The organism is Jatrophihabitans sp. sgz311053 (assembly GCF_056135305.1).
In genome coordinates, this window is the sequence record NZ_JBWAXP010000001.1 from 335,838 (window position 1) to 360,198 (window position 24,361).

The following is a 24,361-nucleotide window of genomic DNA, read 5'->3' on the forward strand; positions in this document are numbered from 1 at the left end:
GCTGCTGCGACCGTCCCGCCCCCGCGAGATCGTGCTGGAACCGCTAGCCCTGCGCCGGCTGCGGCGTCGGGTCGGGGTCCGTGGCCGGACCGTCGGCCGTCTCGGCCGCCGGCGGTGGCTGCGGGGCGCCGAGCGACTGCTGCAGCAGCTGCGCGACGTCGAGGACGGCGACGTCCTCGCGGGCCTCGCCCTCACCGACCTTCGCCGCGACGGCGTCGGAGAGCATGACCATGCAGAACGGGCAGGCGGTGGAGATGACGTCGGGGTCCCAGCTCAGGGCCTCCTCGGTCCGCTCGACGTTGACGCGCTTGCCGAGCTTCTCCTCCATCCAGAAGCGGGCGCCGCCGGCACCGCAGCAGAAGCCGCGGTCCTTGCAGCGGTGCATCTCCTGGCTCTTCAGACCCTGGATGGCACCGAGGACCTCACGCGGCGGCGTGTAGACCTTATTGTGACGGCCCAGGTAGCAGGGGTCGTGGTACGTGACGTTCTTGTCCACGGCCTCGACCGGCACCAGCTTGCCCTCGTCGACGAGCTTGCCGAGCAGCTGCGTGTGGTGGACGACCTCGTAGTGGCCGCCCAGCTGCGGGTACTCGTTGGCGATGGTGTTGAAGCAGTGCGGGCAGGTGGCGACGATCTTCAGCGGCCCGGCACGCTCGATCGAGTTCAGCGTCTCGACGTTCTGCATGCCCTGCATCTGGAAGAGGAACTCGTTGCCCAGGCGGCGGGCCGGGTCACCGGTGCAGGACTCGGCCTGACCCAGGACGGCGAACTCGACACCCGCGGTGTGCAGCAGCTCGGCGAAGGCGATCGTCACCTTCTTGGAGCGGTCCTCCAGGGCACCGGCGCAGCCGACCCAGAAGAGGTACTCGATGTCGGCGTCCAGCTTCTCGCCGGGGCTGGCCTGCCGGACCTCGAAGGAGAGGTCGGAGAACCACTCGCTGCGCCCGTTGTTGGACATGCCCCACGGGTTGCCCTTGTTCTCGATGTTGCGCAGCATGACGCCGGCCTCGGACGGGAACGCGGACTCGATGAGCACCTGGTAGCGGCGCATGTCGACGATGTGGTCGATGTGCTCGATGTCCACCGGGCACTGCTCGACGCAGGCACCGCAGGTGGTGCAGGACCAGAGCACGTCCGGGTCGATGACGCCGCCGGACTCCGCGTCACCCACCAGCGGGCGCAGCGCCTGCTCGATGTTCGAGCCGTGGATGCGGGCGTAGCCGTCCTCGGGGACGCCGTGACCGTGGAGCCCCTCGTCGGTGAACTTCGGCTCCGAACCCTCCGGAACTTCCTTGCCGAAGATGTACGGCGCCTTGGCGAAGAGGTGGTCGCGCAAATTCATGATGACGAGCTTCGGCGACAGCGGCTTGCCGGTGTTCCAGGCCGGGCACTGCGACTGGCAGCGACCGCACTCGGTGCAGGTGGCGAAGTCGAGGTAGCCCTTCCAGGTGAAGTCCTCGATCTTGCCCTTGCCGAAGACGGTGTCCTCGTCCAGCGACTCGGGGTCGCTGAAGTCGATGGCCTTGCCCTCATTGTCGGTGACGGGCAGCAGCGGCCCGAGGCCGTTCGGCTCCCGCTTGGTCAGCACGTTGAGCGGGGCGGTGCCGATGTGCAGGTGCTTGCTGTACACGACCAGCACCGAGAAGGCGAAGATGACCGCCATCTGCGCGACGATCCAGAACGTCTCGAAACCGGTGAGGTAGTCGCCCTGCGGCAGCAGCTTGCCGATCGCCCACGAGACGAACGGCGCCTTGGAGTCGCCCCAGGGGAAGTGACCCGAGGCGGACTGCGCGCCGCGGTACATGAAGAGCGTCAGCACGACCAGGAAGATGAAGCCCAGCACCATCCAGGCCGGGCCGGTGTGCGAGCCGTAGAAGCGGCTGTCGCGCTGCTTGCGCTCGGGGGCGTTCTTCACGCGGTTGATCGCGAAGTAGACGATGCCGACGAGCACCGCGACGCCGAAGAAGTCCTCGAGGAAGCCGAGGATGCGCCAGGTGCCGATGATCGGGAAGGCGAAGTCGCGGCTGATGACCAGCGCGCCGTAGGCCTCCACGATCGTCAGCCCCAGGACGATGAAGCCCCAGAAGGTCAGGAAGTGGGCGACACCGGGGACGCTCCACTTGAGCAGCTTCTTCTGCCCGAAGACCTCGACGAGCTGGTCCTTGGCGCGCTGGTTGATTCCCTCGAGGCGGGTCTTGTCCTGCTTGCCCGAACGGATCAGCTTGACCAGCCAGGCGACGCGTCGTCCGGCGATGGCCAGGGTGACCACGAGCATGCCGATGGCCAGGCCGAGGCGCCACCACCCCACGGGGTGGTATTCCCACACGACGAACCAGTTGGTACCGCTGGCCTCGGTCACGGTCTGGGTGACTGCCTGCTGCACTCGCGTCTCCTTGCGTCCGGCGGCGGGGCAACTGAGCCAGACTATTCGTTATTACCGGCGAGTAACCACTCAGCGGCGACGGTGTGGCTTTGCCCACCGCTCACCGGAGTGTCCCGGGTGGTGCGAACATCGAGTGTCGCGCCCTGAGCAGGCGCCCGCGCCCGGACGCCCGCGAGCCGGACGTTGTGGGACCATCCGGAACAGATGTCCGCCACCGTCGGCCTCCGCGCCACCGCCTCGTCGACGCCGGCCGCCGAGGCGCCGGCGCACGTTCGCGTGCCGGTGTGGGCCCGTCGGCTGGCCATGTTGGCACTGCCGTCGCTGTTCACCGCGGTCAACGCGGTGGCCTTCTTCTTCCTCCGGCCGGACGTCAACGACCTCTGGGCGGCGCGGGCCCGGGCCGCGGCGGTCCGCGACGGGGTCGGCCTGACGTACTGGTTCGACTGGTTCGGCGGTGGGACCACGCCCGGCAGCTACTCGGTCCTCACACCGCAGCTGTCGGCCCTGACCAGCAGCGAGTTCCTCTGCGCGGTGTCGGCCGTCGCCGTCGCGGTCGTCGGCACGCTGGCCGTCCGCCCCACGCACCATCCACTGCTCGGGGCCTGGGCCGTCGCGTATGCCGCCGTCGCGAATCTGTGGAGCGGGCGGGTCCCCTTCCTCTTCGGCGCGGCCATCGCGATCGGCGCCGTCATCGCGCTGCGGTCGCGGCGGGTCGTCCTCGCCGCGGCGCTGACGGTGGTGAGCATCTTCGCCTCGCCGGTCTCCGGCGCCTTCATCCTCATGGGGCTGTCGGGGACCTTCCTGACGACGAGGACGAAGCAGTGGCGACCGCCGATCGCCTGGGTGGCCGGCGTGGCCGTCGCCGCCCTGCTCGCCGTCGCGGTCGTCTTCGGCCAGCCCGGACCGCAGCCCTTCTCCGCCTGGCTCACCGGCCAAGTGCTCGTCCTGCTGGCGCTGCTCTGGCTGGCGCGGCCGCCCGACCACATCAGGACGACGATCGCCTGGTCGGCCGTCGCGGCGGTGGTCCTTTTCCTCGTCCCCAACGGGATGGGGTCGAACTTCGCGCGCTTCGCGTGGTTCGTGGTCCCCGCCGTCGTCCTGGCCACGACCCTGCGCCGGCCGAAGGTGGCGGTCCTGCTGGCGCTGCCGGCGATCGTGGCCGGCGCGTCGGGCACCGTCGCCGACCTGCGCAACGCGGTCAAGCCGGTGTCGTCGGTCGCGTACTACGAGCCGCTGGCGCGCCGGCTCGACCGGATCCCGGACCTCGTCAATTACCGGCTCGAGGTCGTCAACCACGGCGCCCACGCCGGGTACGACGCCCTGCTCGATCACGCGATGCTCGCCCGGGGCTGGGAGACCCAGGAGGACAGCGCCCTCAACACCGCGCTCAAGCAGGACCCGCTCGACCCGGTCACGTACAAGCTCTGGCTGGACAACAACGCGGTCGGCTACGTCGCGATGCCGGCCACGCCGGTGGGGACCTACCCGGAGTACGAGCTGGTGAAGTCCAGGACGCCGGACTACCTGCGACCGATCTGGCGGACGGTCGACTGGGTGCTCTACCGGGTGGCCAACCCCACACCCATCGTGGCCTCGCCCGCCCGCATCGTCGGCCACACGCAGTCGACGCTGACGGTCCAGGTGCCCTGCGCCTGCGAGATCCGGGTCCGCGTGCGCTACTCGAAGTTCCTCCAGGCAACCCTGGTCCCGCCGGTCAAGTCGGGGCCTGCCGACCCGCCCGTGAGCGTCCCGGCGACCGTCGCGGACGACGGCTCCCGATGGACCACGATGACCACTGTCCGTGCCGGGACGTACCGGTTGAGCGGCAGCCTGAGCACGCTGCTGCGTTGACGGCGCGGACGTCGTCCATACCCGGTACCTTCCGAGCGTGACGAACCCGCCGGGTGACCCCGCCGACGAGTCGGCCCAGACGACGCCCGTGCCGGTGCGACCGTGGAACCGGCGACGGCAGGCGGGGGCGCCCACCGGCGGCAGCGAGGTCCGGACGCCGCAGGCCGACGACGGGACCCCCCGGCCGGTCCGACCGTGGGATCGCGAGCCTGCCGCTGCGCAGAGCACGCCGGAGCCGGACAGCGGTCAGCACGAGGACGGCTCGGACGTCGAGGCTGCCGCCTCCCCCGATGGCGTCGGCGGTCCGTCGGCAGCCGAGCTCACCGAGCTCCGGGCCGAGCTCGATCGCACTCGGGACGACCTGCATGCGGCCCACGGCGAGCTCGCCGCGGCGCGTCGTGAGGCCGAGGAGGCCCGGGCGGCGCTGGAATCCGCGCGTGAGGAGTTCGGCGAGACCCTCACCGCCGAGCGCGAGGACGCCGAGCAGCGCCTGCAAGCGGTCGCGCGGTCGGCCGGCAGCGACCAGAACGACGAGCTGTGGCAGCAGCTGCAGGCAGCCCAGCAGCAGCTCGACCTCATCGACCAGCACCTCGCCGAGAGCGAACGCACCGCGGCGACCCGGCTCGGCGACGCCGAGCGCGCCGCCGAAACCCGCATCGCCGACGCCGAGGGGCGCGCCGCCGCCGCGGCCGCCCGGGTGGCCGACACCGAGTCACGGCTGACCCTCGCCGAACGCGACCGGGACGCCGCCAGGAACGAGCAGAACCGCCTCGAGCAGGAGCTGCAGGCACAGCGGGACGAGTTCGCTGATGTCCTGCGGCAGGCCCGGAGCGACGCCGACGGGGCAGCCGCGGGCGCGCAGCGCCTCGCCGACGAGCAGCGGTCGGCGCTCGCGGACGAGCTGGAGCGGGAGCGCGGCCGAGCCGAGGACGCACGTGCCGACGCCGAGCAGGGCCGTGCCGAGAGCGCGGCAGCGCTGGAACAGGCTCGGACCGAGAGCGTCGCTGCCGTCGAGCAGGCCCGTCGCGACGGCACGGAGGCTCTCGACGCGGCACGCCGGGAGTTCGCCGAGGAACTCGAACGGAGTCGGGCCGAGGGTTCGGCGGCGCTCGCCGAGGCGACCGGTGCCCTGGACGCGGCCAAGGCCGAAGCGGCTCGGGCACTGGATGCGGCGAGGGCCGAGGTGGATGCCGCCCTCGCGGCCGGACGTGACGAGGTCGAGCGTCGCGGCGCCGAGGAGCGGGACGCCCTCACCACCGAACTGCGCGAACTCGCCGAGGTCCTCGACCGCACCCGCACCGACCACGCCGCCGAACTGGACCGCGTCCGCGCCGAAGTCGAACGCCACAGCACTGAACAACACGACGCGCTCACGGCCGAACTGCGCGAACTCGCCGAAGTCCTCGACCGCACCCGCACCGACCACGCCGCCGAACTGGACCGCGTCCGCGCCGAAGCCGAACGCCACAGCACCGAACAACACGACGCGCTCACGGCCGAACTGCGCGAACTCGCCGAAGTCCTCGACCGCACCCGCACCGACCACGCCGCCGAACTGGACCGCGTCCGCGCCGAGGCAGCGACGCGGCTCGAGGAGGTGGCCGCCGACGCCGAGCGAGCGGCCGAGGAGCGAGGACGTGACGCCGAGGACCGGTTGGCGAGGCTGGCCGAGGAGCGCGACGCCGCTGTCGCCCGGGCGCGGCAGGCAGCCGACGAGGCGCAGGCGGCGCACGTCCGGGAGCTCGCGGAGCTGGCCGAGGAGCTCGCCACCGTCCGCGCCGAGGCCGACCAGCGGTTGGCACCGCTCGCGGCTGAACGGGACGACCTCGCCGATCGGCTGGCCAAGGCGGAGCGACGTCTCGTCAACGCCGACCGGCACGTACACGAGTCGGAGCAGAAGTCGTCCCGGCTCGAGCGCGAGTTCGACGAGCTCGCCGAGTCGCTGGCGGCGGCGACGCGCCGGGCCGACGATCTCGAGACGCGACTGACCGACGCGACGGCGACCATCGACGCCCTCACCGGTCAGCTGGCGATGGCACGTCGCGAGGGTGACGCCGCCCGTTCGACCGCGGACGTCGTCGAGCAGGCCGCCGCCGAGACCCGCCGCGTCCTGGCCGAGACCAAGGCTGCGGCCGAGAGCACGGAGCGACGGCTGCGCGACGAGCTGGCGGCCGCGGAGCAGGCAGCGGCCGAGCAGCGGGACGAGTTCGCCGAAGCCTTGAGCGCCGAGCAGGCGGCCGGCGCCGCCGAGCGGGAGCGATCGCACCGAGCCGCCGAGGCACAGGCCGCAGCCCTGGCCGACGCGCAGCGGCGCTCCGCCGACCTGGCCGAACAGCTGACGGCGCAGCGCGACGAGTTCGCCGACGCGCTGCGGACCGCCGCGGTCGACGCCGACGAGCAGCTGGCTGCGGCACGGGCCGACGCCGACCACCGCGTCGCCGAGCTCCAGGCCCGCCTCGACGCCCAGGCCGGCGAATTCACCGAAGCCCTCGCCGCCGAACGCGCCGACACCGAGGCGCGCCTCGCCAGTGCCACCGTCGAGGCCGCCGAGCGGGTGCGTGCCGCCGAGGCCGAGGCCGAGCGACGGATCGCGACCGTGACGGCCGAGGCCGATGAGCGGGTGCGCAGCGCCGAAGCCGAGACCGAGCGGCTGACCACCGAACTGCAGGCCCGCCTCGAGGCGACGGCCGGCGAGTTCGCCGAGGCCCTGGCCGCCGAACGCGCCGACGCCGACGAACGCCTCGCCGCTGCCCGGACCGAGGCCGACGAGAGGCTCCGGAACGCCGAGGCTGACGCCGACCAGCGAATCTCTGCAGCCCTCGTCGAGGCCGACGAGAAGGTCCGCACCACCGAGGCTGACGCCGACCAGCGAATCTCCGCGGCTCGGGACGAGGCCGACCGTCAGCTGGCCGCGCTGCGCGGCGAGCTCGACGACGCCCGGACCGAACACGAGAGGAGCCTTGCCGCCCATGCGGAGGCCGCCGAGCGCCAGCAGGCCGACCTCACCTCCGAGCTGGAGCGCGTCCGCGCGGCCGCCACGGCCGAGCTCGAGGAGGTCGCCCGGCAGCTGGCGGACGAACGCGAGCAGAGCGGACAGTCGCTGACCGACGCCCACGCCCGGACGGCTGCGCTGGCCGAGGAACGCGATGAGCTGCTGGCCGCACTCTCCGACGCCGGTGACCGGCTCGACGCCCTCGACGCCGGACTGCAGGAGGCTCACGACCGCCACGCCGAGCAGCGGCAGGAGGCGGCGGCAGAGTTGGCGGCCGAACGCGATCGCGCCGCCGCGGTCCGGGCCGAACTGGCCACCGCGCTGGCCGAGCGCGAGTCCGCCGACCACAAGCACGCCGAGCAGCTGGCCGAACTGAGGCGGCGGGCCGAGTTCGAGGCGGCGCGCGCCGACACGGCCGACACCCGTGCCGACGAGGCAGAGCAGCGGGCGGCGGCAGCCGAGCCGTTGAACCGGGAACTGGAGCGAGCCCTCCACGCCGCTCAGCAGCAGCACGACCTCGCCCTCGGCGATGCGCAGGCTCAGCTCGCCGCGACCCGCCGGGCAGCCGCCGAGGCCGCTGACCGGGCCGAGCGCGCGGCGGCCGACGCCGAGCGTCGCGTCACGGAGCTCTCTCGCCGGGTGGCCGAACTCGAGAGCGAGCGCGAAGCTGGCCGCCTCCGGGGCGACCTCCGCCGCTTCCGCCCCACCCCGGCCGGCAGCCGCGCCGACAGCGGGGCTGGCGCGACGGAGGGCGACAGCGCCTCACCGAGGGTCCAGCGCATCGACCTGGACTCCCCTGCCGACTGAGGTCGCCGGGTTGGCCCCAGCCACGCGCGCTGGCTGAGACCGTCCAGCCGCGCCTGAGTGGGGCCAACCCCAGCGCACCCCGGTTGGCCCCAGCGCACCCCGGTTGGCCCCAGCGCACCCCGGTTGGCCCCAGCCACGCGCGGTACGCGAGACCGTCCGACCGCGCCCCCCTGGGGCCAACCCCAGCGCACCCCGGTTGGCCCCAGCCACGCGCGGTTTGCGAGACCGTCCGACCGCGCCCGGGTGGGGCCAACCGCGGCAACCCGGGGCCAACCCCCTCCGGCCGCTTCCCCTGTGCTCTGGTCGAACTCAGCTCCGAGAATCGACCAGAACGCAGGGGAAGCGCATCCAAGCGTGTGACCAGGAGCACGTTGCGTTCGGGAAGTTGAGTCAGCCTGACTCAGTTCTTTTGACATGTACGCCATCGGCCTAGCACTATCGAAGACGTACCCGGCCCCGGCCGACCGTTGTCGGCCGTCCGGTCCCGAACTCTCGTAGTTCCCATCCCCGCAACGAAGGAGCACCATCCATGGCACGAGCCGTCGGCATCGACCTCGGCACGACCAACTCCGCCGTCGCCGTCCTGAGCGGTGGCGAACCGGAGGTCATCGCCAACGCCGAGGGTGCCCGCACCACCCCGTCGGTCGTGGCGTTCGCGAAGAACGGCGAGGTCCTCGTCGGTGAGGTCGCGAAGCGCCAGGCCGTCACCAACGTCGACCGCACCATCCGCTCGGTCAAGCGCCACATCGGCGAGGACTGGTCGGTCAAGATCGACGGCAAGGACTACACCGCGCAGGAGATCAGCGCCCGCACGCTGCAGAAGCTGAAGCGTGACGCGGAGTCCTACCTCGGCGAGGACGTCACCGACGCGGTGATCACCGTCCCGGCGTACTTCTCCGACGCCCAGCGGCAGGCCACCAAGGAGGCCGGCCAGATCGCGGGCCTCAACGTCCTGCGCATCGTCAACGAGCCGACCGCCGCCGCACTGGCCTACGGCCTGGACAAGGGCGAGACCGACCAGACGATCCTCGTCTTCGACCTCGGCGGCGGCACCTTCGACGTGTCACTGCTGGAGATCGGCGACGGCGTCATCGAGGTCAAGGCCACCAACGGTGACAACCACCTCGGTGGTGACGACTGGGACCAGCGGATCATCGACTGGCTGGTCGACAAGTTCAAGAGCGGTCACGGCATCGACCTGACCAAGGACAAGATGGCCATGCAGCGTCTGCGTGAAGCTGCGGAGAAGGCCAAGGTAGAGCTGTCGTCGTCCACCTCGACGTCGATCAACCTGCCCTACATCACGCAGGACGCCGAGAAGAACCCGCTCTTCCTGGACGAGACGCTCTCGCGCTCGGAGTTCCAGAAGATCACCTCGGACCTGCTCGAGCGGACCAAGCAGCCGTTCAACAGCGTCATCAAGGACGCCGGCATCAGCGTCGGCCAGATCGACCACGTCGTGCTCGTGGGTGGCTCCACCCGCATGCCGGCCGTCTCCGAGCTGGTCAAGGAGCTGACCGGCGGCAAGGAGCCCAACAAGGGCGTCAACCCGGACGAGGTCGTCGCCGTGGGCGCCGCGCTGCAGGCCGGTGTCCTCAAGGGCGAGGTCAAGGACGTCCTGCTGCTCGACGTCACCCCGCTGAGCCTCGGCATCGAGACCAAGGGCGGCGTCATGACCAAGCTGATCGAGCGCAACACCACGATCCCGACCAAGCGTTCGGAGATCTTCTCCACGGCCGAGGACAACCAGTCCAGCGTGCAGATCCAGGTCTACCAGGGCGAGCGCGAGATCGCGGCGTACAACAAGCGCCTCGGTGTCTTCGACCTGGACAACCTCCCGCCGGCCCCGCGCGGCGTGCCGCAGATCGAGGTCACCTTCGACATCGACGCCAACGGCATCGTCCACGTCTCGGCGAAGGACCGCGCGACCAACCGCGAGCAGGGCATGACCATCACCGGTGGCTCGGGCCTCACCAAGGACGAGATCGACCGCATGATGAAGGACGCCGAGGAGCACGCGGCCGAGGACAAGAAGCGCCGCGACGAGGCCGAGATCCGCAACTCCGCCGAGGGGCTGCAGTTCACGACCGAGAAGTTCCTCACCGAGAACGGTGACAAGATCCCGGCCGACAAGAAGGCCGAGCTCGAGACCGCCATTGAGGAGCTGAAGAAGCAGCTCGAGGGTGCCGACTACGAGGCCATCAAGGCCGCGCAGGAGAAGCTCTCCAACCTCGCGACCGAGACCGGCGGCGCCATGTACGCCGCCGCCCAGGCCGAGTCGGACGCCGCCGGCGGTGCCGGTGCGACCGGGGCCGGTCCCGACTTCACCAAGGCCGCCGACGACGACACCGTCGTCGACGCCGAGGTCGTGGACGAGGGCCCGGAGCAGGAGCAGAAGTGACCTCCTCCGAGACCGGCCGTCCGGCCGAGCCGGAGGAGCCACCGATCCGCTTCACCGACAACCGCAAGATCAAGCTCGACGCTGAGGGTGCCGACGCACCGGAGGGGGCCTCGGCCGACGCCGAGGCCCCGCCGGCCGACGAGACGCTCGCGGCGACCGACGAGGCCACCGCGACTCCCGCGGCCGCCGAGCCGGACGTCCCGACCGTCCCGCTGGAGGACCTGCAGCGACTGTCGGCGGAGTACACCAACTACCGCCGGCGGGCCGAGCGGGAGCGGCTGGCCGCGGGCGAGATCGCCGCGGGCAAGGTCGTCACCGATCTGCTGCCCGTCCTGGACGACCTCGACCGCGCCAAGGCGCACGGTGACCTCACCGGAGCGCTGAAGGCGGTGGCCGACAAGTTCGACGGCGTGCTCGCCAAGCTGGGCGTGACCGCCTTCGGCGAGGTCGGCGACGCCTTCGACCCGTCGCGTCACGAGGCCGTGCTGCACGACGAGAGCGACGCCGTCACGGTGCCCACCTGCACGACGATCATGCGGCAGGGCTACCAGCTCGGCGAACGCCTGCTCCGGCCGGCCATGGTCGGGGTCAGCGACCCCGCGCCGGGTGCCGGTCCGGCCGTCGACGACGCCGTCGAGGACGCCGTGGCCGGATCCGAGCGGCACGCCGAGAGCAGCGAGGACAACTAGCACCACCGGGACGGCCGGGTCACCCGGCCCGGCCGTCCCGCACAGATCACGACAGTCTCGAGAGAAGGTGAGCCGCGCATGGCGAACGTGGAGAAGGACTATTACGCCGTGCTCGGCGTCGCGAAGGACGCGAGCGCGTCCGAGATCAAGAAGGCGTACCGCAAGCTCGCCCGGGACAACCACCCGGACACCCACCCCGGCGACACCGCCGCCGAGGCACGGTTCAAGGACGTCTCCGAGGCCTACGGGGTGCTCTCCGACACCGCGAAGCGCGCCGAGTACGACGAGCAGCGCGAGCTATTCGCCGGGGGTGGCATGCCCTTCGGCGGCGCCTACCCCGGCGGCGGGCCGACGTCGGGCTTCGACATGTCCGACCTCTTCGGCAACCGCAGCGGCAACATCAACGACCTCTTCGACGGCCTCTTCGGCGGCGCCGGGGGCGGCTCGACCGGCGGCGGCTACAACTTCCGCACCAGCGCCTCGGGCGGACCGCGCCGCGGCCGCGACGTCAACGCGACGGTGGACCTCGGCTTCACCGAGGCCGTCAAGGGCACGACCCTGCCACTGAAGCTCACCTCGCCCGGACCGTGCCGCAACTGTCACGGCAGCGGCGCCAAGCCGGGGACCTCGCCGCGCACCTGCCCCACCTGCGGCGGCACCGGGTCGGTGCTGCGCAACCAGGGCGGATTCGGTGTCAGCGAGCCCTGCCGGGACTGCCGCGGCAACGGCAAGATCATCGACGATCCCTGCCCGGTCTGCGGCGGCACCGGCCAGTCGACCGAGACCCGCACCATCACGGTCCGCATCCCGGCCGGCATCCGCGACGGCGCCAAGGTCCGCGTCGCCGGCAAGGGCACGCCGGGCGCCAACGGCGCGCCCGCCGGTGACCTCTTCGTCACCGTCCACGTCGGCAGCGACAGCCTCTTCGGCCGAAAGGGCGACGACCTGACCCTCACCGTCCCGGTCTCGTTCGCCGAGGCCGCGCTGGGCACGACGCTGCGGGTCCCGACCCTCGACAGTCCCGTCACCCTGCGGGTGCCGCCGGGGACGCCCTCGGGGCGGACCCTGCGGGTCCGGGGCCGCGGTGTGCCGAAGAAGAACGGCGCCGGCGACCTGCTCGTCACCGTCGAGGTGGCGGTCCCGAGCCAGCTGGACGACAACGCCCGCGCCGCCCTGGAGGCCTTCGCCGCGACCCAGACCGACGACCCGCGGCCCGCCATCAGCCGGGCCCTGGGCAGCAGGACGGTGTCATGACCCACCAGCAACCGCCGGACGACGCCCCGGTCTACGTCATCTCCATCGCCGCCGAGCTGGCCGGCATGCACGCCCAGACACTGCGCCAGTACGACCGGCTCGGCCTGGTCACCCCCGGCCGTACCGCCGGGGGTGGCCGCCGCTACTCCGCGCGCGACATCTCGCTGCTGCGCGAGGTGCAGCGGCTGTCGCAGGACGAGGGCGTCAACCTCGCCGGCATCAAACGCATCATCGAGCTCGAGTCGCACGTCGACGCGCTGCGGCACAAGGTCGCAGAGCTCTCCGACGAGCTGGACCGCACCCGCGGCGAGCTCCTCGCCCGCTCCGGCGGGCCCTCCACGGCACTCGTGGTGTGGCAGCCGCAGCCGGCCCGACGTCGTCGCCGCTAGACGACCACCTCTCTTCGCAAAGGACCCCTCATGGACATGACCACCCGTAGCGCGCAGGCGGTGAACAGCGCGCTGGCCTCAGCACAGCAGCGGGGCAACCCCACCGTGGAGTCGGCGCACCTGGCGCTGGCCCTGCTCGACGACACCGAGACGCTGACCCGCCCGCTGCTGCAGGCCGTCGGCACCGACGTCGACGCCCTGCGCGCCGAGCTGTCGCGCATCGTCGACCGGCTGCCGTCGGTCAACGGCACCACCGTGAGCAAGCCGGTCGCCTCCTCCGGCCTGGCCGCGGTGAACCGCGCCGCCGAGAAGATCGCCCGCGACCACTCCGACGAGTTCCTCTCCGCCGAGCACCTGCTGCTGGCGCTGGCCGCCACCCGCGACGGCGGCAGCGAGGTCGCCGACCTCTTCGCCCGCCACGGCGCCACTCCCGCCGCCCTGGACGAGGCGCTCACCTCGCTGCGCGGGTCGCAGCGCGTGACCTCGGCCGACCCGGAGTCGACCTTCCAGGCGCTGGAGAAGTACGGCAACGACCTGACACAGGCGGCCCGCGACGGCGCCATCGACCCGGTCATCGGACGTGACTCCGAAATCCGCCGCGTGGTGCAGGTGCTCTCGCGCCGCACCAAGAACAATCCGGTCCTCATCGGCGAACCCGGCGTCGGCAAGACCGCCGTCGTCGAGGGTCTCGCACAGCGCATCGTCGCCGGCGACGTCCCCGAGAGCCTGCGCAACAAGCGCCTCATCGCCCTCGACATGGGCGCGATGATCGCCGGCGCCAAGTACCGCGGCGAGTTCGAAGAGCGGCTGAAGGCCGTCCTCAACGAGATCAAGGACTCCGGCGGCCAGGTCATCACCTTCATCGACGAGCTGCACACCGTCGTCGGTGCCGGAGCCACCGGCGAGGGCGCCATGGACGCCGGCAACATGCTCAAGCCCATGCTGGCCCGCGGCGAGCTGCGGCTGGTGGGCGCAACCACGCTCGACGAGTATCGCGAGTACGTCGAGAAGGACCCCGCGCTGGAGCGGCGCTTCCAGCAGGTGCTCGTCGCCGAGCCGTCGGTCGAGGACACCATCGCGATCCTGCGTGGCCTCAAGGGCCGCTACGAGGCGCACCACAAGGTCCGCATCAACGACGGCGCGCTCGTCGCCGCCTCCACCCTCTCCGACCGCTACATCACCTCCCGGTTCCTGCCCGACAAGGCGATCGACCTCGTCGACGAGGCGGCCTCCCGACTGCGCATGGAGATCGACAGCAAGCCCGTCGAGATCGACGAGCTGCAGCGCGCCGTGGACCGGCTGCGGATGGAGGAGCTCGCGCTGAGCAAGGAGTCCGACCCCGCCTCGGTCGAGCGGCTGGCCAAGCTGCGCACCGAGATGGCCGACCAGAACGAGCAGCTCGAAGCGCTCAACGCCCGCTGGCAGCGGGAGAAGTCGGGTCTGAACCGGGTCGGTGAGCTCAAGGAGCGCATCGACGAGCTGCAGACGCAGATCGAACGGGCCCAGCGCGAGGGCGACCTGGAGACGGCGTCCCGGTTGCAGTACGCCGAGCTGCCCGCGCTGGAGCGGGAGCTCGACGCCGCCGCAGCGGCCGAGAACGAGGTCAAGTCCGAGGACGTCATGGTCAAGGAGGAGGTCGGCGCCGACGACATCGCCGACGTCGTCTCGGCCTGGACCGGCATCCCGGCGGGCCGCATGATGGAGGGCGAGACCGCCAAGCTGCTGCGCATGGAGGACGAGCTCGGCCAGCGCGTCATCGGCCAGCGCAACGCCGTCGTCGCGGTGTCCGACGCCGTCCGCCGCGCGCGGGCCGGCATCGCCGACCCGAACCGTCCCAACGGCTCGTTCCTCTTCCTCGGCCCCACCGGCGTCGGCAAGACCGAGCTGGCCAAGGCGCTGGCGAACTTCCTCTTCGACGACGAGCGGGCGATGGTCCGCATCGACATGAGCGAGTACAGCGAGAAGCACTCGGTGGCCCGCCTCGTCGGCGCCCCGCCCGGTTACGTCGGCTACGAGGAGGGCGGCCAGCTCACCGAGGCCGTCCGCCGCCGGCCCTACACCGTCGTGCTCCTCGACGAGGTCGAGAAGGCCCACCCGGACGTCTTCGACATCCTGCTCGCCGTCCTGGACGACGGGCGGCTCACCGACGGCCAGGGGCGGACGGTGGACTTCCGCAACACGCTGCTGATCCTGACCTCCAACCTGGGATCGCAGGTGCTGGTCACCGAGCTGCCCGAGGCCGAGAAGCGCAACCTGGTGATGGAGACCGTCCGCGGCCACTTCAAGCCCGAGTTCCTCAACCGGCTCGACGATGTCGTCATCTTCGACGCGCTCTCGACCGAGGACCTCACCCGCATCGTGGACATCCAGCTCGATGCACTCTCGCGCCGGCTCTCCGCGCGGCGGCTCAGCCTGGACGTCACCGACGCGGCCCGCGAGTGGCTGGCCCTCAACGGCTTCGACCCGCTCTACGGCGCGCGGCCGCTGCGCCGGCTCGTGCAGTCGGCAATCGGCGACGCGCTGGCCCGCAAGCTGCTCGGCGGCGAGATCAGGGATGGGCAGACCGTCCGGGTCGACGCCACCGAGGACCGCTCCGGCCTCGTCGTCGGCGCGGCCGTCCCCGCCGGCACCGGCGCGGACGCCACGGCGTGACCTCCTGGGGCACCGACGGGTCGTCGCCCACTCCGGAGCCGGAACCGACTCCGGTCTCCGAGGGCGGCGACGCCGGTGACCCCGGCGGTCCGAGCTCGGCCCCTGCACGCCGCCGGGAGCGCGTCGCCGAACCCACCCCGGACTGGCTGCGCTCGCACCACGACCCGGACGCACCGGTCCCGCCCGACCGCGACCCGGTCGCGGTGGTGGCGGTGGCGTGCGGGTTCGTCGGCATCGTGGTCTTCGGCCTGCTCTTCGCCGTCGTCACCGCCGTGCTCGGCGCATGGGCCGGACAGCGGGCCCGCGACACCGGCCGGACCTACGAGCTGCCGTTCCTCGCCATCGGCCTGGCCTTCGTCGACGGCGCGGTGTGGATCGCCCTGCACCTGCTCATCGACGCCCCCGCCTGGATCGGCTGAGGACGCTGGGCGCTCAGTGCCGCGGCTCGCTGCGGAGTTCGCCCAGCCACCGGTTGACGGCGCCGGAGAAGGCGAAGGCGAGTGAGAGCACGGCGAGGGTCGCAAAGAGCGCGCCCCAGATCAGGAAGCCACCACCGGCGTTGTCGAAACGGTCGTCGGTGAACCGGACGAGCCAGTACACCGTCAGCACGACCACGGTCCCGTTGCCGACGGACAGCAGCAGCCGACCCACCTGGTTGCCGCCGCTGAACATCACGGCACCGGCGATCAGCAGCCCGGAGGCGATCAGGTTGCCGACGCCGAGCAGCGCGGCCTCGGTGGCGTAGTCGGTGCCGCTGTCGACGGCGTTCTCGATGTCGTTGACGATCGTCGCGCCGAAGAGCAGCAGGAAGCCGGCCACGATCAGCAGGCCCGCGTTGACGTAGGCCAGCACCGCCGACGCCACCACCAGACCGGGGCGCCGGGGTCCCGTGGGGCCGGGCGGGTAGCCGTAGCCGGGGAAGCCCGGATAGCCGTAGCCGGGGTACCCCGAGGAGGCCGGGTAGCCGCCGTAGCCGGGCTGACCGTAGGGCTGCGGGACACCGGCCGGGTACGGCTGCTGCGCCTCGCCCTGATAGGCGCCGGTGGGCGGCGGTCCGCCGTAACCGCCCTGGCGGTGAGGGTCGTAGCTGTCGGTCATACCTTCTCCGGGTGGCGCGGGCGGGCGTCCCCGCACAGTACCGGGATGTCGGCCACACTGAGTCGCGAAGAGGAGGCGACATGTCCCAGCCGCAGTCCGACGCGACGATCCGTCGGCAACCCGGCGCCTCGTCCCCGGCGCAGAACGGCCCGGCCGTCGCCGCCCTCGCCTGCGGCCTGGCGGGGTTCGTGCTGCTGTGGGTGGTGCTCAGCCCGCTCGCCGTCGTCCTCGGCCTGCTGGGACGGCGACGGGCCCGGGCCGGGGCGCGCTACGAGGCGATGTCCACCGTGGCAATCGTCCTCGGCGTGGTCGGCATCGCGCTCTACCTCGCGCTCTGGACCGGGCCACTGTCGGGTGCGGCCTACTTCAGCTGAGGCCGGACGGCCCTAGAGGTTGTCCTGCACGCACTGCTGGAAGCCCGGGTCGGTGTTGTTCTCGAAGCCGCCGCACTTCTCCGCCGCGTTGAAGATCAGGACGGTGAGCAGCGTCGCGAGCAGCGCCCCCGCGACGGCGCACGCAATCCCCGCGATCGCCATCCCGCGGCCCCGGCCGCTGCGGCGCTTGGCCTCGTTGAGGCCGATGATCCCGAGGATCACCGCCGGGACGATGAGGGCGAGGTCGAAGAAGGAGAGCCAGCAGAAGACGATGGCCCCGATGCCCAGCACGAGGGCGGCGACGGCCTTGCCGTTGCTGCCCTGCACGACCTGCGGCCCGTGGGAGTACGGCGGCGGGTAGGCGCCGTAGGGGCTCTGTCCGGGCGCGCCGTAGGGCTGTCCCGGAGGCTGCTGTCCGTAGCCCTGCCCATAGCTCTGCCCATAGCCCTGGCCATGACTCTGCCCGTAGGGAGACTGGCCGTACTGCCCGTAGGGCGGCTGACCGGACGAACCCTGACCCGAGGGGCTCTGGCCGTAGGGCGAGGGCGGGTAGACTCCGGGCCCCGGATGCGCGGGCGGCTCGGGCGTGTATCCCGGCGGCGCGTACTCCGGCGGGATCGGGTGGTCAGGCTTGCCGTAGCGGTAGGGGTCGAAGTCCGGCTGCTCCTCGGCCGCGGGCTGCTTGCCGAGCTCGACCCGGTCGGGGCGCTCGTCGGCGCCGTGGCGGGACGCGCCGGTCTCGTCGTCGGCCGAGGGGGTGGTCATCGCAGCTCCGCATCGGTGCCGGGCGCGGGCGCGCTCGGGATCGGGGTGGTCCGGACGATGACGAGGATACGAGTCCCGGCACAGCCCACCCGACCGGCGGCACGGCGACGGAGCGGTGGTGAGCCCAGATCGGGCACGTAGACTGCGCGCGTGTCAGACCGCCCTCACCTCAGCAAGCAGCCCGCCGGCGACTCGTCGACGAGCCCGGCAGGGCCCCGTCCCGCCCCGCCCCGCTTCGTCCTGCTCGCCGCCGCCGCGCTGGCGCTGGCAGGCGTGATGGCGGTGCTCACCGCGTCCTCGCTCTACGTCAGCTCGGTGAAGACATGGGTGCGCGACAGCTCTCGCGACGCCATCGCCGACCAGATGTCGGACAAGCTCAAGGACGTCCGCAAGGCCGGCCCCACCGGCGGTGACCGGGCCGCTCAGCTCACCGCGCTGCAGAACGAGATCACCAAGATCAAGCCCACTCCGAGCGATCAGCTCACCGGCCTGGCCAACCAGATCAAGACGCAGGTCACCGGACTCGAGAGCGGCGCCAGCGGCAAGGGCAAGGACGCGCTGAAGGACCTGCAGACGCAGGCCACCAACCTCCGCGACATCCAGAGTCAGATCGCCGACTCGCAGAAGCGGCTGCTGATCTCCTCCCTGGTCGTCCTCGTCGCGCTCGGCGTCGCCGCCGCCGCTGTCCTCAAGGGCCGCCACTGGTCGCGCTGGGCCGTCCTCATCCTCTGGATCTTCATCACCCTCAGCGGCACGCCGGGCGGCATCACCTCCGTCATGTCCGTGACGGCCGACATCCCCGGTCTCTTCAAGGTCCCGGCGTTCCTCTCCGGGCTGAGCCTCGTCGTCGCCGTCGTGCTCACCAACCTGCGACCGAGCGTCGAGTACTTCAACTTCTCCCGCCCGGTCCGGGCCGCCGGCCGGCAGCGTCGCGGCCTCTTCTCACCGCCGCCTCCCCGCCAGCCCCGGACGACCCCGGCTGACGAGCCCCGCTCCGCCGGCAGCGGACCGGATCGCGCCCGCACCAAGCAGCGCGCCTCGCAGGATGCCGTCGCCAAGGGCGCGGAACTCGCTCGGACGCGGGCCAAGGCAAGCAAGTCACGCCGCAGCGGGAGCTGACGATGCCGACCGCACTGGTCACCGGCGCCACGGCCGGCCTGGGCGCCGAGTTCGCCCGGCAACTCGCCGAGCGGGGCTACGACCTCGTCCTCGTGGCGCGCGACGAGGCCCGGCTGGCGGCCACCCGCGACGAGCTGCAGCGGGCGCACGGTGTGGCCGTCGAGGTCCTCCCGGCCGACCTGGCCACCGATGCCGGCACCACCGCCGTCGCCGAGCGCCTCGCCGCCGGTGAGGTGGACGTCCTCGTGAACAACGCCGGCATCGGCACCTACGCCGCCTTCGGCGAGGCCGACCTGGCCAAGGAGGAGGCGCAGCTGGACCTCAACGTCCGCGCCGTGCTCCGGTTGTCCCACGCCGCCGTCCGTGCCATGCAGCCCCGCGGCCGCGGGCACATCGTCAACGTATCGTCGGTCGCCGGCTTCGTCCCGCGCGGCGGCAACGCCACGTACTCGGCGAGCAAGGCGTACGTGACGATGTTCAGCGAGGCACTGGCCGTCCAGCTCGACGGCAGCGGCGTCACCGCCACCGCGATCTGCCCCGGCTTCACCCACACCGAGTTCCACGAGCGGGCTGCCGCCGACATGAGCCACGTCCCGGACCGGATGTGGCTGCAGGCCGCCGACGTCGTCCGCGAGGGCCTGGACGACGCCCTCGCCGGCAAGCCGATCAGCGTCCCGTCGCGGCGCTACCAGGCGTTGGTGGCCGCCGCCCGGACGTTGCCGCGCCCGGTGCTGCGCGCGGTCATGAAGGCGCGGTCCCTCTGATGGGCGAGCTGCCCGACTACAAGCGCGGCTTCATCGAGTTCGCGCTGGGCCACGAGGTGCTGCGATTCGGCGAGTTCACGCTCAAATCCGGTCGCCGCTCCCCCTACTTCTTCAACGCCGGCCTCTTCAACACCGGCGTCCGGCTGGCCGGCCTCGGCCAGTACTACGCCGACGCCATCGTCGCCGCGGGCCTGCGCTTCGACGTCCTGCTCGGCCCGGCGTACAAGGGCATCCCCATCGCCTCGGCCGCCGCGGTCCAGCTCGCCGAGCGGCACGGCCGGGACGTCCCGTGGGCCTTCAACCGCAAGGAGGCCAAGGACCACGGCGAGGGCGGTCTCATCGTCGGCACCCCGCTGGCCGGACGGGTGCTCCTCGTCGACGACGTCATCACCTCCGGCGCCGCGATCCGCGAGGTCATGACCATCGTGGACGACTCCCCCGCCGAACTGGCCGGCGTCGTCGTCTCGGTCGACCGGCAGGAGCGTGGCACCGGGCAGCTCTCCGCGATCCAGGAGGTCGAGCAGGAGCGGGGTGTCACCGTCCACGCCATCGTCACGCTCGACGACATCGTCACCTACCTGCGGGGCAGCGGCACTCACGCCGAGCATCTCGACGCCATGCTCGCGTACCGCGCCGAGTACGGCGCCGTCTCCCAACCCTGAACTACCCTAAAAACGTTAGGGTAGTTTCATGCCCGCTGGTGATGTGAGCCGATCGTTGCATCTGCCGCCCGCCGAGGTCGGCCCTGCGCTGCTCCGACTGCCTGAGGACCAATGGTTCGAGCGAAAGTCCGGTCGCGTGGAGCCTCGCCGGCTGGCCGAGGCAGTGGTTGGCTTCGCGAACGCGGACGGCGGGATCATCGTGGTCGGACTCCACAACGGGACAGTCGACGGCACCAGAGCGAACATCCGTCACCGAAACGAACTGATGCAGGTCGCCATGACCTTCACCGAGCCCACCGTGCATATCCGCTCGTCGCTGCACGCCTGCGTCAATGCGGGCGGCGAACCAGACGACCTGCTAGCCATAGAGATCCCGCCGGGCTCCAGCGTCCACGCCACCACACGCGACGACGTGTTCCTTCGCGTCGGCGACGAGACCCGGCGACTGTCCTTCGCCCAGCGTCGCGAGATCAACTACGACAAGGGCCACGCAGCCTTCGAGAGCGAACCGAGCGGACTCGGGATCGACGCCCTGGACGACGAGCTGGTCCGCAACTACGCGCAGCGCGTGGCGGCGCGCGATCCGCAACGCCTTCTCCATGCACGAGGCCTCCTCAACGACGGTCGATTGACCATCGGCGGCGCTCTGCTCTTCGCCGCAGAGCCGGGCCGCGTGCTGCCCAACGCCCACCTCCGTGTGACGCGGTTCGCCGGAAGGGAGCGCGGGACAGGCTCGCGTCAGCAGATCGTCGCCGACACCCGAATCGAGGGCCCCGTTCCGCGAGTGATCATGCAGGCTCGGCGCACTATCCAGCAGTGGCAGCCGACACGACGCGCGCTGACCGGTGGCGGGTCGTTCGACGACATCCCTGTCGTGCCTGAAGACGCGTGGCTGGAGGGTGTCGTGAACGCCGTGGTTCACCGTTCGTACAGCCTCGGTGGTGATCACATCCACGTCGACATCTTCGACGACCGCATCGTTATCGAGAGCCCCGGACGCTTCCCTGGGCTCGTTGACCTCGGCGACCCGCTCCACACGACGCGATTCGCACGAAACCCACGCGTCGCCCGAGTGTGCGCAGACCTGCGGATCGGCCAGGAGCTAGGCGAGGGAATCCGACGCATCTTCGAAGAGATGCGTCTCGCCGGATTGACCGATCCGCTCTACCACCAGACCTCCGGCAGCGTGCAGCTCACTTTGACGAGCCACCGTGCTTCTCCGACGCGCCGCGCGACCCAAGGGGACGCGGCTATCATTGCCGCCCTCCGCGCATCGGGTCGACTCAGCACCGGGGAGGTGCAGGAGTTGCTCGGAGTCACCCGACCGACCGCCATCCGTCGGCTCCAGCGGCTGAGGAATGACGGCGCCGTGGCGTGGGTGGGCAACTCACCCTCCGATCCGCAGGCGTACTGGCAACTGGCATGAACTCCGGATCGGAAGCCCAACCCGAGGTCGGTGTCGGGCCGCACCCCCTCCCCTGGCCGGACGATCCTCGGCTGGATCCCGACCTGCTGCGCGACGGCGACCGCCGCAACGTCGTCGACCGCTACCGCTACTGGACGGTCGAGGCGATCGTCGCCGACCTCGACACCCGGCGCCACGACTTCGCCGTCGCCATCGAGAACTGGCGCCACGACCTCAACATCGGGACCGTCGTCCGCACCGCCAACGCCTTCAACGCGCGAGAGGTCATCGTCGTCGGCAATCGTCGCTGGAACCGGCGGGGCGCGATGGTCACCGACCGCTACCTGCACGTCCGCCACGTCGCCACCGCGGCCGAGCTGGTCGATCACGCCGCCGCGGCCGGGTACGAGATCGTCGCCGTCGACAACCTGCCCGGTGCCGAGCCGCTGGAGACCGTCACGCTGCCGCGGCACGCGCTGCTGCTCTTCGGCCAGGAGGGCAGTGGTTTGAGCGAGGATGCGCAAAAGTCGGCGAGCCGGGTCTGCTCCATCGCGCAGTACGGCTCGACCCGGTCCGTCAACGCCGGCGTCGCCGCCGGGATCGCCATGCACGCCTGGATCAGGACCTACGCGGCACCGCCACCGTGACCGCGAGTCCGCGGTGGTCGGTGCCGGCGATCTCGACCGTCCTCGCGGAGCGCCCCACCGCACCGCGGGTCAGCACGTGGTCGATGCCGATGAGCGGATGATCGCTGGGGTAGCTGCGCAGCAGCCCCGCCCCGGCCTGCCGTCCGGCATCGGCGTAGCCGTCGTCGAGCACGCGGCGGAACGGGCCGACACTGAAGGTGGCGTTGAAGTCGCCACCGACGATCACCGGCGCGTCGCGCGGCAGGCCGGCGAGCCGCCCCGGCAGCCGGCGGTAGTCCGAGACCCAGTGGCCGGCCGCCGGATAGGGACCCGCGACGTGCAGCGCGACGAAGGTCGGTGCGACCTCGACGCCGGGGATCGCCACCCGCGCCACCACCGACCGCAGGCTCAGGCCGAGCTGGCCGGCGGCCGTCATCGGGTAGCGCGACCACATGCCCGTACCGCCGCCGTCCGGACGCTCCGGACGGGCCTCGTCGTGGGGCAGCAGCTGGTCCAGTCCGGCCCGGCGCAGCGTGGCGACCAGGCCGGGGGTGAGCTCCTGCAGCATGAGGACGTCGGGCCGGAGCTGCCGAACGGCGGCGACGATGCTCGCCGGGTCTGCCTGCCCGAGCCGGCAGTTGATGGTGAGGACGCGCACCTCGGTCGCGTCCCGCGGCGCCGATGCGGCGACGAAGAGCGGCAGCGTCACCGCCACCAGCAGCACGACGACCGCCGCCGACAGGCCCAACCCCCACCAGCGGCGGGTCACCCCCAGGAGGACGGCCGCCGGCAGCGCGGCCAGCATCAGGTACGGCGCGAAGGCGGCCAGGCTGACGGTGAGGGTGTAGAGCGCGGCGTCCCAGTAGGCGGCCGCACCGAGGGCGCCGATCCCGAAGAGGATCCAGCCGAGGACGGCAAGCACCTTCATCCGCCCGCTCCGGTCAGTCCTGGGCGAGCAGGTAGCGGCCGAAGTGCGGCACGGTGAAGGCGATGCGGCCGCGCTGCCCGGAGTAGACCAACCCCTTCTTCAGCAGCCCGTCACGGGCCGGCGAGAGCGACTGGGCGGGGCGGTCCAGCGCCTTGGCCACCATCGCCGTCGGCACCGACTCGACGTCGCCGGTCTCGACGGCCAGGTCCGCCATCGCGCGCAGATAGTCGCGCTCGGCGGGGGTGGCCCGCTCGTAGCGCGAGCCGAAGAAGCCCACCGCCAGCTCGGCCTCGGCCTCGGGGGCGGCGACGGCGACGTCGGCCGCCGTCACCGGACTGCGCGGGGCGACGTCCCAGACGGCCTTGCCGTAGGCCTGCACGAAGTACGGGTAACCACCGGTCGCCTCGTACATCGCGGCCAGGGCCTCGTCGTCGAAGTCCGCCTCCTCGTCGCGAGCCGGCCCGCGGAGCGCCAGGTCGGCGGCGGCCCGGTCGAGCCGGTCGATCCGCGCGTAGCGGAAGAGCCGCTCGCTGTAGGACTTCGAGGCCGAGAGCACGGCGGGCAGATGCGGCAGTCCGGCACCGACCACGACCAGCGGCAGACCCTGCTGGCTGATCTCGTGGCAGGCGGCGCAGAGCGCGGAGACGTCGTCGGGGCCGAGGTCCTGCATCTCGTCGATGAAGACCGCGACGCCGTGCCCGGCGTCGGCCGCCAGCCCGGCGACGTCGGTGAAGAGCTCGACGAGGTCGATCTCGATGTCGCCGGAATCCGCCCGCCCCGGCACCGCGGGAACGTCGATACCCGGCTGCCACGGCTTGGCCTTGCCCGTCTCGCGCTGGGCGAAGCTCTTCAGGACGCCGAGCACGTGGCGCGACTCGGCGTCGTTGCGGCCGGAGAGCTCGCGCACCGCCAGGTGCAGCGCCGCGGCGAGGGGGCGACGGACGGACTGCTCCGGCCGAGCCTCCAGCTTGCCGGTGCCCCAGCCTCGGCGGACCGCGGCCGAGCGCATCGCGTTCAGCAGCACCGTCTTGCCGACGCCCCGCAGTCCGGTGAGCACCATGCTGCGCTCCGGCCGACCCCGCGAGACGCGTTCCAGCACGACCTCGAAGCCGGTCAACTCGCCGTCCCGCCCCGCCAGCTCGGGCGGCCGCTGCCCGGCGCCGGGGGCGTAGGGATTGCGTACCGGATCCACGATCGGACTG

The 24,361-nt window shown here is 71.8% G+C and carries 19 protein-coding genes; 14 read left to right on the forward strand and 5 right to left on the reverse strand.

Annotated features, from left to right (window positions below):
• Window positions 1-43: 43 nt before the first annotated feature.
• Window positions 44-2,275 carry a heterodisulfide reductase-related iron-sulfur binding cluster gene (locus tag AC0NZQ_RS01315; protein WP_474529388.1) on the reverse strand — a complete coding sequence of 744 codons (2,232 nt, stop codon included), beginning with the start codon at window positions 2,273-2,275 and terminating at the stop codon, window positions 44-46.
• A gap of 312 nt (window positions 2,276-2,587) precedes the next feature.
• Here AC0NZQ_RS01315 and AC0NZQ_RS01320 point away from each other — a divergent pair, with 312 nt between their 5' ends.
• The 8 genes from AC0NZQ_RS01320 to AC0NZQ_RS01355 all read left to right on the forward strand — a co-directional run bounded on the left by AC0NZQ_RS01320 (window position 2,588) and on the right by AC0NZQ_RS01355 (window position 15,837).
• A complete protein-coding gene (locus tag AC0NZQ_RS01320; protein ID WP_474527822.1) occupies window positions 2,588-4,234 on the forward strand; it encodes a hypothetical protein in 1,647 nt (548 codons plus the stop codon).
• A gap of 37 nt (window positions 4,235-4,271) precedes the next feature.
• A complete protein-coding gene (locus tag AC0NZQ_RS01325) occupies window positions 4,272-8,033 on the forward strand; it encodes a coiled-coil domain-containing protein (protein ID WP_474527823.1) in 3,762 nt (1,253 codons plus the stop codon).
• Window positions 8,034-8,562: 529 nt separating this feature from the next.
• Complete coding sequence (gene dnaK, locus AC0NZQ_RS01330; protein ID WP_474527825.1) at window positions 8,563-10,434, forward strand: molecular chaperone DnaK; 1,872 nt, start codon at window positions 8,563-8,565, stop codon at window positions 10,432-10,434.
• Entirely contained in the window at window positions 10,431-11,123 is a 693-nt protein-coding gene (gene grpE, locus AC0NZQ_RS01335; protein WP_474527826.1) for a nucleotide exchange factor GrpE, read from the forward strand. Before dnaK ends, grpE begins: the two co-directional genes overlap by 4 nt.
• Before the next feature lie 78 nt (window positions 11,124-11,201).
• Window positions 11,202-12,377 carry a molecular chaperone DnaJ gene (gene dnaJ, locus AC0NZQ_RS01340; protein ID WP_474527827.1) on the forward strand — a complete coding sequence of 392 codons (1,176 nt, stop codon included), beginning with the start codon at window positions 11,202-11,204 and terminating at the stop codon, window positions 12,375-12,377.
• The gene (locus tag AC0NZQ_RS01345) at window positions 12,374-12,766 is read left to right on the forward strand and encodes a heat shock protein transcriptional repressor HspR (protein ID WP_474527828.1); all 393 of its coding nucleotides are present in this window, start codon (window positions 12,374-12,376) and stop codon (window positions 12,764-12,766) included. Before dnaJ ends, AC0NZQ_RS01345 begins: the two co-directional genes overlap by 4 nt.
• Window positions 12,767-12,796: 30 nt before the next feature.
• The gene (gene clpB / locus AC0NZQ_RS01350; RefSeq protein WP_474527829.1) at window positions 12,797-15,418 is read left to right on the forward strand and encodes an ATP-dependent chaperone ClpB; all 2,622 of its coding nucleotides are present in this window, start codon (window positions 12,797-12,799) and stop codon (window positions 15,416-15,418) included.
• A complete protein-coding gene (locus AC0NZQ_RS01355; RefSeq protein ID WP_474527830.1) occupies window positions 15,415-15,837 on the forward strand; it encodes a hypothetical protein in 423 nt (140 codons plus the stop codon). The genes clpB and AC0NZQ_RS01355 overlap by 4 nt, the downstream gene beginning before the upstream one ends.
• 13 nt (window positions 15,838-15,850) lie before the next feature.
• On the opposite strand, the gene AC0NZQ_RS01360 is transcribed toward AC0NZQ_RS01355, so the two are convergent.
• The gene (locus tag AC0NZQ_RS01360; RefSeq protein WP_474527831.1) at window positions 15,851-16,516 is read right to left on the reverse strand and encodes a hypothetical protein; all 666 of its coding nucleotides are present in this window, start codon (window positions 16,514-16,516) and stop codon (window positions 15,851-15,853) included.
• Window positions 16,517-16,596: 80 nt separating this feature from the next.
• On the opposite strand from AC0NZQ_RS01360, the gene AC0NZQ_RS01365 reads away from it, so the two are divergent.
• Window positions 16,597-16,890 carry a DUF4190 domain-containing protein gene (locus tag AC0NZQ_RS01365; RefSeq protein ID WP_474527832.1) on the forward strand — a complete coding sequence of 98 codons (294 nt, stop codon included), beginning with the start codon at window positions 16,597-16,599 and terminating at the stop codon, window positions 16,888-16,890.
• A gap of 12 nt (window positions 16,891-16,902) precedes the next feature.
• Here AC0NZQ_RS01365 and AC0NZQ_RS01370 read toward each other — a convergent pair whose 3' ends face one another.
• Window positions 16,903-17,655, reverse strand: a complete 753-nt coding sequence (locus AC0NZQ_RS01370) for a DUF4190 domain-containing protein (protein ID WP_474527833.1) — start codon at window positions 17,653-17,655, stop codon at window positions 16,903-16,905.
• Window positions 17,656-17,805: 150 nt separating this feature from the next.
• Between AC0NZQ_RS01370 and AC0NZQ_RS01375 the strand changes: the two genes are divergently transcribed.
• From AC0NZQ_RS01375 to AC0NZQ_RS01395, 5 genes are read left to right on the forward strand one after another with little or no spacing between them, the layout of a single operon-like run.
• A complete protein-coding gene (locus tag AC0NZQ_RS01375) occupies window positions 17,806-18,774 on the forward strand; it encodes a hypothetical protein (RefSeq protein ID WP_474527834.1) in 969 nt (322 codons plus the stop codon).
• Between the two features lie 2 nt (window positions 18,775-18,776).
• Entirely contained in the window at window positions 18,777-19,538 is a 762-nt protein-coding gene (locus AC0NZQ_RS01380; RefSeq protein ID WP_474527836.1) for an SDR family NAD(P)-dependent oxidoreductase, read from the forward strand.
• 8 nt (window positions 19,539-19,546) lie between these two features.
• A complete protein-coding gene (gene pyrE / locus AC0NZQ_RS01385; RefSeq protein ID WP_474529389.1) occupies window positions 19,547-20,200 on the forward strand; it encodes an orotate phosphoribosyltransferase in 654 nt (217 codons plus the stop codon).
• A 28-nt stretch (window positions 20,201-20,228) separates the two neighbouring features.
• Window positions 20,229-21,626: an ATP-binding protein gene (locus AC0NZQ_RS01390; protein WP_474527837.1), complete on the forward strand. Its 1,398-nt coding sequence runs from the start codon at window positions 20,229-20,231 to the stop codon at window positions 21,624-21,626.
• Window positions 21,623-22,252, forward strand: coding sequence for a TrmH family RNA methyltransferase (locus tag AC0NZQ_RS01395; RefSeq protein ID WP_474527838.1), 630 nt, complete (start codon window positions 21,623-21,625; stop codon window positions 22,250-22,252). Before AC0NZQ_RS01390 ends, AC0NZQ_RS01395 begins: the two co-directional genes overlap by 4 nt.
• Here AC0NZQ_RS01395 and AC0NZQ_RS01400 read toward each other — a convergent pair.
• Both AC0NZQ_RS01400 and AC0NZQ_RS01405 read right to left on the reverse strand, forming a co-directional pair.
• Window positions 22,224-23,159, reverse strand: coding sequence for an endonuclease/exonuclease/phosphatase family protein (locus AC0NZQ_RS01400; RefSeq protein WP_474527839.1), 936 nt, complete (start codon window positions 23,157-23,159; stop codon window positions 22,224-22,226). The genes AC0NZQ_RS01395 and AC0NZQ_RS01400 overlap by 29 nt on opposite strands.
• A 13-nt stretch (window positions 23,160-23,172) precedes the next feature.
• Window positions 23,173-24,351 (reverse strand): AAA family ATPase, encoded by a 1,179-nt coding sequence (locus AC0NZQ_RS01405; protein ID WP_474527840.1) that lies wholly within the window; start codon window positions 24,349-24,351, stop codon window positions 23,173-23,175.
• Between the last annotated feature and the right edge of the window lie 10 nt (window positions 24,352-24,361).

Excerpts from the sequence above, each read along its gene's own strand:
- AC0NZQ_RS01370 (WP_474527833.1), bottom strand. The coding sequence starts at position 17,655 with ATGACCACCCCCTCGGCCGACGACGAGACCGGCGCGTCCCGCCACGGC.
- AC0NZQ_RS01345 (WP_474527828.1), top strand. The coding sequence starts at position 12,374 with ATGACCCACCAGCAACCGCCGGACGACGCCCCGGTCTACGTCATCTCC.
- clpB (WP_474527829.1), top strand. The coding sequence starts at position 12,797 with ATGGACATGACCACCCGTAGCGCGCAGGCGGTGAACAGCGCGCTGGCC.
- AC0NZQ_RS01400 (WP_474527839.1), bottom strand. The coding sequence starts at position 23,159 with ATGAAGGTGCTTGCCGTCCTCGGCTGGATCCTCTTCGGGATCGGCGCC.
- AC0NZQ_RS01380 (WP_474527836.1), top strand. The coding sequence starts at position 18,777 with ATGCCGACCGCACTGGTCACCGGCGCCACGGCCGGCCTGGGCGCCGAG.
- AC0NZQ_RS01315 (WP_474529388.1), bottom strand. The coding sequence starts at position 2,275 with ATGCTCGTGGTCACCCTGGCCATCGCCGGACGACGCGTCGCCTGGCTG.
- dnaJ (WP_474527827.1), top strand. The coding sequence starts at position 11,202 with ATGGCGAACGTGGAGAAGGACTATTACGCCGTGCTCGGCGTCGCGAAG.
- dnaK (WP_474527825.1), top strand. The coding sequence starts at position 8,563 with ATGGCACGAGCCGTCGGCATCGACCTCGGCACGACCAACTCCGCCGTC.
- AC0NZQ_RS01360 (WP_474527831.1), bottom strand. The coding sequence starts at position 16,516 with ATGACCGACAGCTACGACCCTCACCGCCAGGGCGGTTACGGCGGACCG.
- AC0NZQ_RS01320 (WP_474527822.1), top strand. The coding sequence starts at position 2,588 with ATGTCCGCCACCGTCGGCCTCCGCGCCACCGCCTCGTCGACGCCGGCC.
- AC0NZQ_RS01365 (WP_474527832.1), top strand. The coding sequence starts at position 16,597 with ATGTCCCAGCCGCAGTCCGACGCGACGATCCGTCGGCAACCCGGCGCC.
- AC0NZQ_RS01390 (WP_474527837.1), top strand. The coding sequence starts at position 20,229 with ATGCCCGCTGGTGATGTGAGCCGATCGTTGCATCTGCCGCCCGCCGAG.
- AC0NZQ_RS01395 (WP_474527838.1), top strand. The coding sequence starts at position 21,623 with ATGAACTCCGGATCGGAAGCCCAACCCGAGGTCGGTGTCGGGCCGCAC.